The following is a 16548-nucleotide window of genomic DNA, read 5'->3' as shown; positions in this document are numbered from 1 at the left end:
ATAAGGATTAAACAATGGCAACCCCGCATATTAATGCTGAAATGGGCGATTTTGCAGACGTCGTACTGATGCCTGGCGATCCGCTGCGTGCAAAACACATCGCAGAAACCTTCCTGGAAAACGCGGTTGAAGTGAACAACGTGCGCGGCATGCTGGGCTACACCGGTACCTACAAAGGCCGCAAAGTCTCTGTAATGGGTCATGGAATGGGTATCCCTTCCTGCTCCATCTACACTAAAGAGCTGATCACGGACTTCGGCGTTAAAAAGATCATCCGTGTAGGCTCCTGTGGTGCCGTGCGTGCCGACGTAAAACTGCGTGATATCGTGATTGGTATGGGTGCCTGCACCGATTCCAAAGTGAACCGTATGCGTTTTAAAGATCACGACTTCGCTGCGATTGCTGACTTCGACATGGTGCGTAACGCGGTTGATGCGGCGAAAAACCTGGGCGTTGAAGCGCGCGTAGGTAACATCTTCTCTGCCGATCTCTTCTACACCCCGGATCCGCAGATGTTCGACGTGATGGAAAAATATGGCATTCTCGGCGTTGAGATGGAAGCCGCTGGTATCTACGGTGTGGCCGCTGAGTTCGGGGCGAAAGCGCTGACAATCTGTACGGTTTCCGACCACATCCGTACGCACGAGCAGACTACTGCTGCTGAGCGTCAGACAACCTTCAACGACATGATTAAGATTGCGCTGGAGTCTGTCCTGCTGGGTGATTAATCCGCGCGGCGGGTGCAGTATCCGCCCGCTGCCCGATCCCCTGTTCAGATCCTCCCCCACCGGAGGATCTGATTTTCCCGCCTCGCCGTCCCGGTAACATTCACATCAAATGACACACTTTTGCTGAGGCTTGTGCATCTTCGCGCTGGCACCTCTGCGATCCCGCTTTATCATAGTGCGCAATAACAGATAATAATTAATCGCCTGATAATGCCCCCTGATGAACTTTCGTAACTTCGAAGCTGAAGAGAAGCTGTTTGCCCGCCGCGCCGCAATAGCCTTTGTTCTGGTCTGTATCTGTTTCACCATTCTTGGCGTAAACCTTTATCGCCTGCAGGTGCGCGACCATAGCTACTACCAGACGCGTTCCAACCAGAACGACATCAAGATGATTCCCATCGCCCCGACGCGCGGGCTGATTTATGACCGCAACGGCATCCCGCTGGTGCGCAATGTCAGCTGGTACGCCATTACGCTGACGCCTTACAAAATTACCGACATGGACGCCACGCTGCGGGAACTGACGCCAATCGTTAATCTGACGCCTGACGAGATCGACACCTTCCGCCGTGCGCTGAAGCAGACCAGCCGTTATAAGCCGGTCGTGCTGAAAGAGGAGCTGACCGAAGAGCAGGTCGCCCGATTTGCGGTCAATCAGTTTCACTTCACCGGTGCCAGCATTGAGACCTACCAGGATCGTGAATACCCCTATGGCGCGGATCTGGCGCATGTGATCGGTTATGTATCGAAAATCAACGATAACGACTATAAACGGCTGAATGCGGAAGGCATTGCCGAAAACTATGCCGCTGACCATAACATCGGTAAGCAGGGGATTGAGGGCTATTACGAAGCGCTGCTGCACGGCAAGCCGGGTTATCAGGAAGTGGAAGTGGATAACCACGGCCGCATTGTGCGGGTGCTGAAAGAAGTGCCGCCAGTGGCGGGTAAAAACCTGACGCTGACGCTGGATCTGCATCTGCAACAATATATAGAGAGTCTGCTGGCGGGACAGCGTGCGGCACTGCTGGTTGAGGATCCGCACGACGGTTCGGTGCTGGCGATGGTTTCCAGCCCCAGCTACGACCCTAATCCGTTTGTGAAAGGCATCAGCTATCAGGCTTACAAAAAGCTGCTGCAGGATAAAGACCTGCCGCTGATTAACCGCGTCACGCAGGGCCTTTATCCGCCTGCCTCCACTGTGAAGCCTTACATGGCGATGTCGGCGCTGCTCACCCATGTGATTACGCCGCAGTCGCAGTTCTTTGGCGCGCCCACCTGGACACTGCCAGGCACGGACCGGCGCTACCGTGACTGGAAGAAAACCGGGCACGGCATGCTGGATGTGACCCGGGCGATTGAAGAATCTGCCGATACCTTCTTCTATCAGGTGGCATTCATGATGGGCATTGACCGGATTCACACCATGCTCAGCCAGTTTGGCTATGGCAAGTCGACCGGCATCGACCTCAATGAAGAGTACAGCGGCTTACTGCCGAGCCGGGAGTGGAAGCAGAAGGTGCATAAAAAGACCTGGTATCAGGGCGATACGGTTTCCGTTGGCATCGGGCAGGGCTACTGGGTTGCGACGCCGATTCAGATGGTGAAAGCGATGGTGGCGCTGATCAACAACGGGCGGGTAATCGCACCGCATCTGCTGGAGAAAACCCAGCGCGGCACGCTGGTGGAGAATTATCATCCCGAGCTGCGCGAGGCGCAGATTGGCGATCCTCATTCACCCTACTGGTCGCTGGTACGCCACGCGATGTTTGGCATGGCGAACGCGCCAAATGGCACCGGGTATAAATATTTCCACACGGCACCTTATGGCATCGCCGCGAAGAGTGGGACGTCGCAGGTGTTCAGCCTGCGTCAAAACCAGACCTATAACGCGAAAATGATCCCGGTGCGGCTGCGTGACCATATCTTCTACACCGCTTTTGCGCCATTTAACGACCCGAAAGTGGCGGTGGCGCTGATTCTGGAGAACGGCGGCAACGAAGGGATTACTGCTGCACCTGTGATGCGGGCGATTCTGGACCACATCTTTATTCCGCCGACGCCAGAAGCGCCTGTTCAGGCAACACCGTAAAGGGGGGCGATTGCCCCCGCAAAGCCTCAGACTTTAAGCGTTTTGGTCACCTGGCCGATGGCGCGCACGACGTCCGTTGCACCTTCACGGATTTCCGCAATCACGCCGCCCGCTTCCTGGGCCAGTTGTACGCCCTGATCGGCGCGCTTCAGGTTTGATTCAATCCCTTTCAGTGCCCGGCTTGCCAGCAGATGGTTTTGTTGTACCCGATTTTCAATGTCGGTAGTCGCGCGGTTGATGTTGGCCGCCAGCGTACGGACTTCATTAGCCACCACCGCAAAGCTACGGCCATGGGTTCCGGCCCGCGCCGCTTCTATAGCGGCATTCAGCGCCAGCAGGTTGGTCTGATCGGCGATCCGGCGGATACCTTCCACAATCGCGCCAATACGATCGGAGGATTCACTCAGGCCGGTAATATCACCTGAGATCCCCTGCAGTTCAACGGCCAGGGCGTTCATGGTCTGCACGCTGCTGGCGATTACATCGGCACCCAGCTTTGTGCTTTGATCCGTTTGCAGTGCGGTGTGATAAGCTCGTTGAGCCGCATCATGCTCCTGCTGATTCTTTTCCACCTGTGCAGTCACATCCGTCGCGAATTTCACGATTTTATAGAGCCGGCCCTGTTCGTCAAACACCGGATTGTAGGTGGCGCGCAGCCAGACCGTCTCGCCTCTTTTATTCACGCGGGGAAACTGTCCCGAGACAAATTCACCCCGGTTCAGCTGCTGCCAGAACTCGCTATATTCGCGGCTGTCACGCAGTGCCTGTGAGCAGAAGCGACTGTGGTGAACACCTTCTACCTCCTCACGATGGTAGCCCATGGTTTTCAGGAAGTTTTCATTAGCTTTAAGCACTTCACCTTTGAGGTTGAAGGCGATGACGGCCATCGACCGTTCAATAGCGGTGGTGATGGCGCGCTGCTCCTGCGCATCGTTAATATGACCGGTAATGTCGGTTGCCAGCTTAACGATTTTAATTACCCGGCCATGGCGGTTCTGTACCGGCACATAGTTGGCTTCGAGCCATACCGGTCGGCCGTTTTTCGCCACGCGCAGGAACTTATCGCTGAAACTTTCGCCCCGGTTGAGTCGCAGCCAGAAATCCTGATAGTCCCGCGACTCAAGCTGCTCTGCGGTACAAAACAGGCTATGGTGCTGGTTTTCGATGTCTGCCAGCGTGTAGCCCATGCGCGCCAGAAACAGCGCATTGGCGCTGAGAATGGTGCCATCGGGGGAGAACTCAATCATGGCGATGGAGCCGTTGAGAGAGCTCAGCGTGGCGGCTGAGTGTGAGCGCTTCTGCCAGCTGTGGCGCGAAGCGATTCCTGATGTAATGGTGGAAAACATGGCGATCCTTATTATTAGTGTTGGTCTCGCATGCTATATCGGCAAAACCGCGCCACAATGCAGCCTTTGCCGTTCCGTTGAGTGAAATTTACCCCGCCAGACACAAGGTGTTTGCGCCAGGTCAAATCCGGTATTTGAGTTGATGGAAAAGCCGCCAGTCAATTTAATTTTGGTGAAAAGCGTTTGACGCTGCCGGGCCGCTTTGGTTTAATGCGCCCCGTTGCCCGAATAGCTCAGTCGGTAGAGCAGGGGATTGAAAATCCCCGTGTCCCTGGTTCGATTCCGGGTTCGGGCACCAGATTTAAAGAACCCGCCTCTGGCGGGTTTTTGCGTTTATGGCGCAAACCCGTAATCGACGGTCCGACAGACTTACCCTCTCCCCGAACATTCCGAATTTTACCTCTCCCAGGCTTATTCCATTCCTTAACCCTGTAACAACGCAAACAGATTTCACGGCGAAATTACTTTATCGTCCCGGCTCTATGCTGCGTTGTCAGACTGTCACCGCCTGATATCCTGCCCAGCCTGCAATTGACCGGGGCTAATCGTGTTTTGTAAGCCACCCTTTACAGAATCAGCCTGACAGGCACAATACCCCTTTTTCCTCCTCTCGCACGGTTATGTCAGAAGAAGCACTGCGGCAGCAGATACAGAACCTTAAAAAGCATAATGCGCGTCTGAAGCGTATAGCGCATGACGCCCGCACAAAACTCAACGCGGCGCTGGATGGTACTGGCCTGTTTCTGTGGCAGCTTGATATCCCCAGCGGCAAACTGGTGATTTTCAATCGGCGGTGGGGAGCGATGCTGGGCTTCCAGCCGAAAGAGACTGACGCCAACTTTGAATCCTGGAAAGAGAGTCTGCATCCCGATGATGCCGACGAAGTTTTGAAGGCATTTAACGATCACATTGTCGGCAAAGCCCCTTACTATGAAGCTCTGCACCGCATGATCGCCAAAAATGGCAGCATCACGTGGGTGCTGGATCGGGGCCGGGTAAGCGAGTGGAATGCACACGGAGAGGCGGTCAAAGTGATCGGCACTCACATCGACATGACCAAAGAAAAGCAATATGAAGAGCAACTCGCCCTGCTGGCGCTGCACGATCCCCTTACGATGCTCAACAACCGCCTTGCGCTGCAGAATTATTTCTGTGAACTGAAAGCGCAGGGGCCGCTCTGCGTCGTCTTTATTGACCTTGATAACTTCAAACATGTTAATGACACCCTGGGGCATCGCAGCGGAGATGAAGTGCTGATCCAGTTAAGTCATCGATTGACCGAACTCTCTCCAACAGAGGTGATGATCGGCCGACTGGGCGGCGACGAATTCGTGTTATTAATGCCGTGGGCACTTGATCATCCGCAGGTAAAGAAACTGGCGCACGCCTGTCTTGACGTGGTAATGGCACCTTTTGATATGGCAAACGGGCATGCTCTCATTGGGGCATCTGTCGGTGTGTCTCAGGCGCAACACAAAGATGACTTTGATACTGCACTGCAGCGTGCTGATGAAGCGATGTACCGCATCAAGAAAAATGGCAAGCGCGGTGTCGCTTTTGATTCCGCTTTTCCCGACTCCTTCTGACTCTGCGAGCAGGGCATTTTTTGCATGCCATTAACGCACTGTCTCCCCTCATGACATTGCTCCATCTCACTCATAACGTTGAGTTCCCCTTTTCACAGGCATGCAAAATTTATGCGTATCCCCGCAGAAAATGCATTTTAGTACTATTCTGAAAAACTGTTTTTTGCTCCCGAAAGTATAAATTTTCCCGCTTCGCTTATATTCAAATTTCAGCGCTAAATCGGTCCTCTATTTTAATAAAAATTTTCATTAAATCAGCATAATTGATCGTTTATTGATCGATTCAGGCTTTTTTTAACGGGTGCAATGAATGCATCACGCTTCGCTTATTTTTAACGGTAAAGCAGGGCGCAGGACTTCTATTTATCGCTTCGCTTGGGGAAATTGATCGCTTGTTGATCATCTTCACCAACTGATATTGATTAAACTATCTACGTGCCGCTTCGCTTATATTTTTTTCAGTTGGACTTTTTTTGAAAATGATCGATTAATAGGGCGCGGCGATTTTCGTTATAAAGGTTTTTCATGCCGCAGCTCTTTTATCAATACAAAAGAGCGATGGTTGAAATCCGTTATCAATCTGGTTGAGGGTAGTACGATCAATAAACCAGAACTGTGACGGGTTTTTTATTTATCTCACTTGATCGGTCCGATTTTCTGTCTACATTTATGTTGCTGAATCGGCCTGATGAAGCGTTAACTGTGCAAATTATAATTTTCAAAATTCAAAGAGGACGCATATGACTCAATATCGCGGTGGGGCCGGGAATTTTGCGGCCGACAAAGAGCGTGCTGCAGAAGCAGGACGCAAAGGTGGCCAGAAAAGCGGCGGCAACTTTAAGAACGATCCTGAACGTGCCATTGAAGCGGGGCGCAAGGGAGGTAAGGTTAGCCGCCGGAGCTGAACGCCTTGAACACTGCTGTGACGGCAGGGTTACTCTGTTAGCCGGGCATTTTGAATCTATTTAGTTCTTCTGCAAGATAATTGCCCCCTGAATTGTGTCAGTGCTGAATCATTGGCAATGGCCGGATCTGTTAATTAAACCGGAAGGGTTTTCCCTTCCGGTTTTTTATTTCCGATCAATTAAAGCTATACGGTTTAATAAAGCTTTGTACAGGTAAGTTTTTAACTGGTACTTTTTTATGCGCTTAGCCTTGAAAATGTATACAACGATTTATTACTTTGTACAATTCCGGTGCCGCGAGCGAAGCCGTAAAGATAAAAAGATTTCCCAGCTAAATGTTTGCTGTAAAAAGGAAAACGCATTTTGCATGCCACTTTTGTATTAAATTCATACTGAAGTGGCGTGCGATATTAAAAATCTCCACTAGACTTTTCAGGTGTCAACGATATGACTGGCGCTGCGTTATTACTGACGCAGCTTTCTAATCAATGAGGCTATCTTATGACAGTGAAAACCTTAAACGATCTGTTCATCCATGACTTATCCGATGTATACAGCGCTGAGAAACAGATAACCCGTGCATTGCCTAAAATGGCGCGTGCAGCCAGTGACGAAAATCTTATCGCTGCGTTTAATCAGCATCTGGAAGAAACCCGTGCTCAGATTGAACGACTTGACGAACTGGTGGAAGTGACACCTGAAGTCAAAATCAAACGAATGAAATGCCATGCGCTGGAAGGCCTGGTTGAAGAAGCGCAGGAAATTATCGACTCGGTCGAGAAGGGGGAGATTCGCGATCAGGGGCTGATCGGTGCCGCGCAGAAAGTTGAACACTATGAGATTGCCACCTACGGCACGCTGCATGCGCTGGCGCTGAAGCTGGGTTACACCAAAGCCGCGCAACTGCTGGAAGAAACCCTGAATGAAGAGAAGCAAACGGATGAGAAGCTCACCTCGGTAGCCGAGTCTATTACCGTCTCTTAAGGAGTAACACATGACTGCGATTGAACATTATCACGACTGGCTGCGCGATGCGCATGCGATGGAAAAACAAGCAGAAAGCATGCTGAGCAAGATGTCAGGTCGTCTTGAACACTATCCGGCGCTGGAACAGCGTCTGGCGCAACATCTGGAAGAGACCAAACATCAGCTGTCCCTGCTGGAACAGCTGCTGGACAGCCACGGTATCGATCACTCTGTGATGAAAGATGCGATGGGCAAAATGGCCGCCACCGGCCAGGCCGTGGGCGGTATGTTTAACTCCGATGAAGTAGTAAAGGGTGCCATCAGTGGCTATGTATTCGAAAATGCCGAGATCGCCAGCTACACCAGCCTGATCGCCGCGGCTGAGCAGGTAGGTGATACGCAGGGCGTACGCATACTGAGTGAGATCCGCGATCAGGAAGTCGCGATGGCGGAGTGGTTGCTGCAGCATATGCCTGAAGTCACACAGCAGTTCCTGCAACGTGCGTCACAGCCAGGCACTGAAGCGAAGAAATAGCGCTGAATTGTCTGCATGAAAAAAGCCGGGATAACCCGGCTTTTTGCGTTTTAGACGTTTACAGGCTGCGATACTCAGTCAGCCATTAAATGCCCATACATCGTCATCAGCTTGCGGGTAACACCGTTAGTCCAGCCGAAACCATCCTGTAATGGATATTCACCGCCGCCACCGGGACGGGCGCGATCGCCGCTGATGTCATACTTCTCGACCAGCTTGTGGTGCAACTGATAGAAGTTACTGACCGTATTGAGCCAGTTCACCGCCACTTCCGTTGCCAGCGTCTCTTCACCGTAGTTATTCAGGCCAACAATAGCCATCCACTGCATCGGTGCCCAGCCGTTAGGTCGATCCCATTGCTCACCGCTTTCGACCATGGAGGTCAGCAGACCGCCGTTGCTCAGCAGCAGATGACGCAACGAGATCGCCTGCAGGTGCGCCTGATGCGGCGTCGCAAGGCCTACAAACAGCGGAACCACCGAAGCCACGGTAAAGGCACCAAAACGCTCACGACGCCAGTCGTAGTCGCGGAACACACCCGCGGTGCTGTCCCAAAGATAACGGGTAATCGCACGCTTGCGCGCTTCCGCTTTTTTCTGCCAGGCCAGTGCGGTCAGCTCTTCACCTTTCGCGTGCGACAGGGTGGCGATCATCAGCTCCAGCTTGTACAGGAACGAGTTCAAATCAATAGGAATAAACTGTGTGGTACGGATGCTCGACAGCCGTTTTGGGTTGCGCAGCCAGCGCGAGGAGTAATCCCAACCCGATTCCGCTCCGGCACGCAGGTCACGATACACTTCGCTGGCCGGACGTTTAGATTCGCGGGCGGTTTCCACATCTTCGATCCACGACTCATCGCGCGGCGTATCCCTGTCATCCCAGTAGCGGTTCAACAGTGAGCCGTTTGGCATCCGCACAACGTGACGATAGGCTTGATTTGGCATCAGAGAACCGGCACCGTCCATCCAGAACTGATACTCCTTCATCAGCTGTTCCTGATAACGCTTAGCACCGCGCACGCCATCTTCTTCGAACAGCTCAACCATCAGGGCAAACACCGGCGGCTGCGAGCGGCTGAGATAATAGGTACGGTTGCCGTTTGGCACATGACCGTAGTTATCGATCAGCCAGGCAAAGTTATCTGCCATGTGACGCAGCAGATCATCGCGGCCCGATTCTGCCAGGCCGAGCATGGTGAAGTAAGAATCCCAGTAATAGGTTTCGCCAAAACGTCCGCCCGGCACCACATAAGGTTTGGGTAACGGCAGCAGCGATGAGTGTGGCATATGCTGCTGCGGCATTTTGGTCAGAACCGGCCACAGGTCATCGATATGCTCATTGAGCGTTTTATCCGGGTTAGAGACATAAAAGCTTTCGTTTACGCCAGGCAGATAAAAGTGATCGGCAACAAAACGCGACAGGTCAAAATCACTGCTGCGTTTCTGTCGACGATAGCGCATCAGCACATCCAGCGGATCGTACTTGGGCGAACAGTCGGGAAAGGTTTTGCTGTCCTCGAAAATGCGCGACATCTGAACATGTTCAAACAGTTCCAGATAACGATCGGCAGGGGTCAACGCATCCGGCGCCGGTAAGCCTTCAATCAACTCCGGCTCCGGTTCAGAATCCTGCATGCGATCCAGCTTCAGTTCATGGGGATCGTATTGATACTCAACTTCCGCCCCGGCACGAACCTCTTCAGGTGCATTTTGTTGCTGGCGATGGGTATTAATAACGGCCTCCTGAGCGGTCGTGGTTGCACAAAGGACAAATTATAGACCTCTCATCCTGCGGAACAACAATGCAGAATATCAATGAACGTAATAAATATTATCGATTAATCGAGGTTTTTGAATAAATTCCAGACAATTCAACCAAATATGGCGCTATTCACAAAAAACGCATTTCAGATGAATCTCTTAGCGACCTGAATAAAAAAATTTAACCTGAAGAAAACTGGCGTTTATTCACATTTTGTAAAAGAAACCGCAGCCGCAAAGAGTGCAGAAAGTGGCATACCCAACGGGAATTCGGGCAGGAGAGTGAAGTGAGCGGACCCGATGGCCCGCTCATGAATGACAGAATTAACGGTTCGCCAGTGCCGCGCGAATCACCGCCTGCCAGGTGGTAGTGGGACGACCGATGAGCTGGCTAAGCTGACGAGAATCATCGAACAAACCGCCTTTCTCTGCACCGGCATCGGAATCCGCCAGCATTTCCGCCAGGCCCTCTGGCAGGCCTGCATTTTTCAGCGCCGCCGCAAACTCACTCTGAGAGAGATTGACGTAATCGACCTTCTCACCGCTCTGGGCGGCAATCTCCGCAGCAAATTGCGCCAGCGTGTAGCTGTCATCGCCTGCCAGTTCATACACTTTGCCCGCCTGATCCTCTCGGGTCATCACTTCTGCCGCCGCTTCAGCATAATCCTGACGCGCTGCCGAGGCGATACGACCTTCACCTGCTGCGCCAATAAACGCATGATGCGCCAGCGCCGGTGGGATGCTCGCTGCGTAGTTCTCGCTGTACCAGCCGTTACGCAGCAGGGCGAACGGGATACCAGAGGCTTTCAGCAGCGCTTCTGTTGCGCGGTGTTCAATGCCCAGGCCCAGCGGCGAGGTATCCGCATGCAGCAGGCTGGTGTAGGCGATAAAGCCCACGCCCGCAGCACGAGCAGCCTCAATGACGGCTTTATGCTGCGCTTCACGCTGGCCCACTTCACTACCGGAGATCAGTAGCAGCTTATCCACGCCTGCAAAAGCGGCCTCCAGCGTCTCTGGCTGGCCATAATCGGCCTGGCGGACAATGACGCCCAGCGCCGCAAGATCGGCCGCTTTGGCTGGCGTACGCACAGCGGCGACGATTTCTCCCGCCGGCACTTTTTTCAGTAATGCATCGATAACGATTCGGCCCAGTTGGCCGGTAGCACCTGTTACTGCAATCATGGGATAACTCCTGTGGCTGTTGGTGAAATTCAGACTAGGGTATAAACTAATTTTTAGTAAGTACTTACAGAATTGTTAGTTTGAGGTGGGTAAATTAAGTGTCTGAAAAGCTCAGTGAAAAATTTAGTCGTGGCGAATTGCTTAACGTCAACTGCCCGTCGCGTGACGTGCTGAAACGCGTGACCAGCCGCTGGAGCGTATTAATTCTGTTGGCCCTGCAGGACCAGACGCTGCGCTTCAGTGCGTTGCGCCGGACGGTCGGTGGCGTCAGCGAACGGATGCTGGCGCAGAATCTCCGTTACCTGGAAGAAGATGGTTTTGTGCAGCGTATCGCCTACGATGTGGTGCCGCCGCACGTGGAATATCGTCTGACTCCACTCGGGCGCGAAGTCGGTGAACAGGTTGTGGGGCTGGCTGACTGGCTGGAGCTGAACCTGAGCCGGATTCTGGCACAGCGCGAAAAATCCGCCGCAGAGTAAATTCCCCCGTGTCAGCCGTCAGACGGTGACGGCATCGCTACCCTTTCCGGAAATGTTCTTTTCCGCTTTTCTGTGATCTGACTCTCCAGAACCGCGATAACGTAACGGCAGCGCAAATAATCCAGTCGGTCTTTTTGCATGGTTGCTGGTTATTAAATCGTTTTATGAACCTCTGGCCCGGAATAATCGACTGCCCGCAGCGCGCTGTTAATTAATATCTTCTTTTTGACTCATTTTATTAACATCTCTGAGTGCACTTAAAAGCGCCGTTCTGCGTTTTTTCTGTCAGAAGTTATAGCTGCATTAGCCAGGCATAAGCAAAAAAGCAAACAAAGCGGTAGAGGTAACTATTTACTCTTTTAACCTCTTAAAAAATAAGGCTATTTAAATTGTAAGCTCTAAAATTTGACCTTTACTCAATCAGGGTTTATAACAAAATAGTGTCTGAAAACAGCCTGTTGAAAGCAATTTCCAGACAGGTTTCGCTTTAGCGCGATCGATTTTTAAAGTACAAAATACCGTAACATTAACGACACATAAATACGCTCTGATTAACCTTTAGCCCTTATTTTTAAATAAATAATTACCGTTAAAAACAATGATCAGAATCAATAAAGACTGTTATAGTTTTCATTAACCCCACTGTTTCTATTTCCTCACCGCGAATAGTTTTAAATTTGCGGCGGGAATTTCAATAAGCGCAGAGAATCAGGCGCATCAGGCTTAAGTTGTTAATTATAAGTAAATACATGGTGTTCTATGTGGCAAAGAGGTAAGCAATGTTCGGATTAGATGCCTTTCATCTGGCCAGGATTCAGTTCGCATTTACTGTTTCCTTCCATATTATCTTTCCCGCCATCACCATCGGTCTCGCCAGTTTTCTGGCCGTGCTCGAAGGTATGTGGCTCAAAACCCGCGATCACACCTATCGCGATCTCTACCATTTCTGGTCAAAAATCTTTGCCGTTAACTTCGGCATGGGTGTGGTATCAGGACTGGTCATGGCTTATCAGTTCGGGACTAACTGGAGCGGCTTCTCGGCGTTTGCGGGCAGTATCACCGGCCCCTTGCTGACCTATGAAGTGCTGACAGCGTTCTTTCTGGAAGCGGGCTTCCTGGGCGTGATGCTGTTTGGCTGGAATCGCGTAGGTCCGGGTCTGCACTTCTTTGCCACCTGCATGGTTGCCCTGGGTACGCTGATTTCGACCTTCTGGATCCTTGCCTCTAACAGCTGGATGCATACGCCTCAGGGCTACATCATTCAGAATGGTATCGTGGTTCCGCAGGACTGGTTCAAAATCGTCTTTAACCCCTCTTTCCCTTATCGCTTGTTCCATATGTCCGTAGCGGCGTTCCTGGCGAGTGCTTTCTTTGTGGGATCGTCGGCGGCCTGGCATCTGCTGAAAGGTAATAACAATCCTGCTATTCGCAAGATGTTCTCCATGGCGCTGTGGATGGCGTTAATCGTTGCACCGATTCAGGCGATGATTGGTGATGCGCATGGTCTGAATACGCTGGAACACCAGCCTGCTAAAATCGCGGCGATTGAAGGCCACTGGGAAAACCCGCCGGGTGAAGCCACACCGCTTATCCTGTTCGGTATTCCTGATATGGAGCAGGAGCGCACCAAATATGCACTGGAAGTGCCTTACCTCGGCAGCCTGATTCTGACGCACAGCCTGGACAAGCAGGTTCCGGCGCTGAAGTCGTTCCCGAAAGAGGACCGGCCTAATTCCACGGTGATCTTCTGGTCGTTCCGCGTGATGGTGGCGCTGGGCCTGCTGATGATTACGCTGGGCGTGGTCAGCCTGTGGCTGCGTTTCAAAGGCCGTCTCTATGAGTCGCGTCCTTTCCTGTGGTTTGCGCTGTTGATGGGGCCATCGGGTCTGATTGCGATACTGGCGGGCTGGTTTACCACTGAAATCGGTCGTCAGCCTTGGGTGGTGTATGGCGTGCAGCGCACCATTGATGCGGTCTCGGCACATGGCGATATGCACATGAGCATCAGCCTGCTGGCCTTTATTCTGGTCTACAGCTCGGTGTTCGGTGTGGGATATCACTACATGATGCGTTTGATTAAGCAGGGACCGGTTACTGGCGAAGGTCATATCACCGAAGAGGGTGGACCGGGTCAGAAGAAAACGCCAGCGCGTCCGCTTTCCGCTGCCACCTTTAAGGATGGAGACCACTAAGATGATCGATTATTCCGTTATCTGGTTTGTGATTATCGTCTTTGCAACCCTGATGTATATCGTGATGGATGGTTTTGACCTGGGTATTGGTCTGCTGTTCCCGTTCAACAAAGATGCCGGCGAGCGTGACATGATGGTGAACACCGTTGCGCCGGTCTGGGATGGTAATGAAACCTGGCTGGTTCTGGGTGGCGCAGGCCTGTTCGGCGCATTCCCGCTGGCCTATGCAGTGATTACCGATGCGCTGTCGATTCCGCTGACCGCTATGCTGATTGGCCTGATTTTCCGTGGTGTCGCCTTTGAGTTCCGCTTCAAGGCGGTTGAAGGCCATCGGGCATTCTGGGACAAATCATTTATTGCCGGGTCCGTTATCGCCACCTTCAGTCAGGGTGTCGCGGTCGGGGCGTTCCTGGATGGCATTCCGGTTGAGGGACGTCGTTTCGCCGGTTCCGCACTGGACTGGCTGGCACCGTTCCCGCTGTTCTGCGGCGTAGGTCTGGTTGTGGCGTATGCGCTGCTGGGCTGCACCTGGCTCATCATGAAGACCGAGAACGAGCTGCACCGAAAGATGTCTGCGCTGGCGACGCCGCTGGTGATCGCGCTGTTAGTGATTATCGGCATCGTTAGCCTGTGGACACCGTTTGCGCATGCAGATATCGCGCATCGCTGGTTCAGCAAGCCAAATCTGTTCCTGTTCCTGCCGGTTCCGGTGCTGGTGTTGCTCTGTTCGTGGGGTATTGTGCGCGCCATTAAGCGCGAGGCGCACTATTCACCGTTCTTGTTGACGCTGGCGCTGGTCTTCCTGGGCTTCTCCGGTCTGGGCATCAGTGTATGGCCAAACATTATTCCGCCATCCGTGACCATCTGGGATGCCGCGTCGCCGCCGCAGAGCCAGGCGTTTATGCTGGTAGGTAGCCTGCTGATTATCCCGATGATCCTGGGTTACACCTTCTGGAGCTACTACGTGTTCCGTGGAAAAATCAAAGCAGATGAAGGATATCATTGATATGAAAAGCCTCAGCAGCATGAAAGACCACAATCACCATGAAGAGACGAAAGCGCCGTGGTGGAAGCGTTTGATGTGGCTGGTGTTTATCTATGCCGCCAGCGTGTTGGCACTGGGCGTCGTCGCCTCGCTGTTCCGCATGATGATGACAGCGGCCGGAATGCGCAGTCATTAATTGTCGCAGGCCACGTCTCACGGTTATCCGACGCAGTTTTTATCAATAATCAGAAGGCTGACGTTGGTCAGCCTTTTTTAGTTAGTAACCTAAGCAATTAATGCGGTATTGCCCCGAAAAGGCGCGTGCGCCTTACCCTTTCCTTACACCGATTCGCGATTTTTGTTATCCTTTTGTGACGAAAATCCCAGTCCTAACCCGCGTCGTAAATCGCTATCATGCTCAGTCAGGCCATTAAAAAACAGCACATTAACGATCTGGTCGAGTGGATAGAAGCCAATCTCACCGACGATCTCAATATCGATCAAATCACCCTAAAATCAGGTTATTCGAAATGGCACATGCAGCGCATGTTCAAGGAGATGACCGGACAGACGCTGGCGGCGTATACCCGCAAACGGCGTCTGACGATGGCGGCCATGGCGCTGCGTCTGACGCGCATGACGCTGATCGATATCGCCGTGCGATTTGGTTTTGATAACCAGCAAAACTTTACCCGGGTATTCAAAGGCCACTTTGCGCTGACGCCAGGCGCGTTTCGGCGTATTCCCCATTTGCCGGTGAAAAATTTCCATGGACGCATTCTGGTGCGGTCGCTGGCAGAGCGCGCAACGCTGGTGGAACGCGAAGAAGAGCTGCATCTGCGAGGAGAGACGCAGGAGTGGGAGTGTAAGTTCGGTGATTACATTGCCGACCACGATCACCGGGTGGCTGATCAGGCGCAGCAACTTGTCGCCCTGGCGGGCAGCCATGTTGCGCAGGGCTGGTTAGGCTTTCAGTATGGCCCCGGCCATAGTTCGGCTGACCAGCAGAATATCAGCCTGTTTCAGGCGCTGGAGCCGCAATATGCCGGTCTGCTGAGTGACCACACCGACAACTGGAGTGAAGTGCCGGGCCTCTATGCGTCGATTCGCTGGAGCGGCAGACCGGAGCAGCTGACGCGTTTTATCGAGGATATCTACTATCAGCATCTGCCAGCGCTGGGTGTTTCCCGCCGTCCGGGCAAAGATCTGCTGCGTCTCGATTTTGCACAGTGTAAGCACGACTGGCTGAGCGGCGTATTTTCTATTCCGGTGATGCAGGCGTAGCCAGCAGGACAGGGCACGTGGCTCAAATGCATAATTCGTGCGGTAAACTGTGACAAACCGCACGATTCTATAAACTAACTCGCCCGTCTGGCGTAAAATCCTCTCCCGAAACCCTGTCATACCTGAATCACCGTGCATCCGTGATGGGGCTGGAACATTCATCTGCATTTCAGGCCTTTTCCGGCCAAAACGACAAACGAAGACAACTATGCGACGCTTAATGATTTCACTGATTCTGGCATTGCCTGTTATGGCAATGGCGCAGCAGGCTGAGCCTTTCTCACCGCCTGCCGGACTGCATCCCCACTCTCAGGCTTCTCAGCATGAAATTCTGGGTGACGGTGAGCTGCCGGAACACACCAGCAGTAACGCTTCCCTCTCCGGATTCAACGACACGCTGTAAGTGCTGATACGCTGCCAGACCCGGTGGCGCAACATGACCGGCTCGTCGGGAGCCGGCCAGCCTTAACCTTATCTGCCTGCCTTACTAAACCCGCAAATACCTCTC

General features: G+C 52.6%; 15 protein-coding genes and 1 tRNA gene. 13 read left to right on the top strand and 3 right to left on the bottom strand.

Annotated elements, in window-relative coordinates; translation table 11 throughout:
* Positions 1–14: 14 nt before the first annotated feature.
* Together deoD and mrdA are read left to right on the top strand one after the other, a co-directional pair.
* Positions 15–728 (top strand): purine-nucleoside phosphorylase, encoded by a 714-nt coding sequence (gene deoD / locus AC2LB6_RS06465; RefSeq protein WP_090965956.1) that lies wholly within the window; start codon positions 15–17, stop codon positions 726–728.
* A gap of 220 nt (positions 729–948) precedes the next feature.
* Positions 949–2820 carry a penicillin-binding protein 2 gene (gene mrdA / locus AC2LB6_RS06460; protein WP_490092890.1) on the top strand — a complete coding sequence of 624 codons (1872 nt, stop codon included), beginning with the start codon at positions 949–951 and terminating at the stop codon, positions 2818–2820.
* A gap of 26 nt (positions 2821–2846) precedes the next feature.
* Here mrdA and AC2LB6_RS06455 read toward each other — a convergent pair whose 3' ends face one another.
* A complete protein-coding gene (locus AC2LB6_RS06455; protein ID WP_490092889.1) occupies positions 2847–4166 on the bottom strand; it encodes a methyl-accepting chemotaxis protein in 1320 nt (439 codons plus the stop codon).
* Between the two features lie 222 nt (positions 4167–4388).
* Here AC2LB6_RS06455 and AC2LB6_RS06450 point away from each other — a divergent pair.
* The 5 genes from AC2LB6_RS06450 (at position 4389) to AC2LB6_RS06430 (ending at position 8158) form a co-directional block, all read left to right on the top strand.
* Positions 4389–4464, top strand: a tRNA-Phe gene (locus AC2LB6_RS06450).
* Positions 4465–4786: 322 nt separating this feature from the next.
* Positions 4787–5752, top strand: coding sequence for a diguanylate cyclase domain-containing protein (locus AC2LB6_RS06445; protein ID WP_490092888.1), 966 nt, complete (start codon positions 4787–4789; stop codon positions 5750–5752).
* Positions 5753–6492: 740 nt separating this feature from the next.
* Complete coding sequence (locus tag AC2LB6_RS06440) at positions 6493–6657, top strand: con-10 family general stress protein (protein WP_004571242.1); 165 nt, start codon at positions 6493–6495, stop codon at positions 6655–6657.
* A gap of 501 nt (positions 6658–7158) precedes the next feature.
* The gene (locus AC2LB6_RS06435) at positions 7159–7641 is read left to right on the top strand and encodes a YciE/YciF ferroxidase family protein (protein WP_033758778.1); all 483 of its coding nucleotides are present in this window, start codon (positions 7159–7161) and stop codon (positions 7639–7641) included.
* A gap of 10 nt (positions 7642–7651) precedes the next feature.
* Positions 7652–8158 carry a ferritin-like domain-containing protein gene (locus AC2LB6_RS06430; RefSeq protein WP_490092887.1) on the top strand — a complete coding sequence of 169 codons (507 nt, stop codon included), beginning with the start codon at positions 7652–7654 and terminating at the stop codon, positions 8156–8158.
* A gap of 74 nt (positions 8159–8232) precedes the next feature.
* Here AC2LB6_RS06430 and treF read toward each other — a convergent pair whose 3' ends face one another.
* Both treF and AC2LB6_RS06420 read right to left on the bottom strand, forming a co-directional pair.
* Positions 8233–9891 carry an alpha,alpha-trehalase TreF gene (treF, locus tag AC2LB6_RS06425; RefSeq protein WP_419140289.1) on the bottom strand — a complete coding sequence of 553 codons (1659 nt, stop codon included), beginning with the start codon at positions 9889–9891 and terminating at the stop codon, positions 8233–8235.
* A gap of 351 nt (positions 9892–10242) precedes the next feature.
* A complete protein-coding gene (locus AC2LB6_RS06420; protein WP_490092886.1) occupies positions 10243–11100 on the bottom strand; it encodes an SDR family oxidoreductase in 858 nt (285 codons plus the stop codon).
* Positions 11101–11198: 98 nt separating this feature from the next.
* On the opposite strand from AC2LB6_RS06420, the gene AC2LB6_RS06415 reads away from it, so the two are divergent.
* The 6 genes from AC2LB6_RS06415 to AC2LB6_RS06390 all read left to right on the top strand — a co-directional run bounded on the left by AC2LB6_RS06415 (position 11199) and on the right by AC2LB6_RS06390 (position 16443).
* A complete protein-coding gene (locus AC2LB6_RS06415; protein ID WP_136196594.1) occupies positions 11199–11579 on the top strand; it encodes a winged helix-turn-helix transcriptional regulator in 381 nt (126 codons plus the stop codon).
* Between the two features lie 779 nt (positions 11580–12358).
* Positions 12359–13771 carry a cytochrome ubiquinol oxidase subunit I gene (locus AC2LB6_RS06410; RefSeq protein ID WP_490092885.1) on the top strand — a complete coding sequence of 471 codons (1413 nt, stop codon included), beginning with the start codon at positions 12359–12361 and terminating at the stop codon, positions 13769–13771.
* Between the two features lies 1 nt (position 13772).
* A complete protein-coding gene (cydB, locus tag AC2LB6_RS06405; protein ID WP_090965936.1) occupies positions 13773–14777 on the top strand; it encodes a cytochrome d ubiquinol oxidase subunit II in 1005 nt (334 codons plus the stop codon).
* A 1-nt stretch (position 14778) separates the two neighbouring features.
* Positions 14779–14952: a DUF2474 domain-containing protein gene (locus AC2LB6_RS06400; RefSeq protein WP_490092884.1), complete on the top strand. Its 174-nt coding sequence runs from the start codon at positions 14779–14781 to the stop codon at positions 14950–14952.
* 218 nt (positions 14953–15170) lie between these two features.
* A complete protein-coding gene (locus tag AC2LB6_RS06395) occupies positions 15171–16040 on the top strand; it encodes a helix-turn-helix domain-containing protein (protein ID WP_490092883.1) in 870 nt (289 codons plus the stop codon).
* 208 nt (positions 16041–16248) lie between these two features.
* Complete coding sequence (locus tag AC2LB6_RS06390; RefSeq protein ID WP_004571233.1) at positions 16249–16443, top strand: hypothetical protein; 195 nt, start codon at positions 16249–16251, stop codon at positions 16441–16443.
* The last annotated feature ends 105 nt before the right edge of the window (positions 16444–16548 follow it).

Source organism: Pantoea sp. RCC30.1, assembly GCF_058148845.1.
This window is presented reverse-complemented; position numbering and strand designations above follow the sequence as displayed.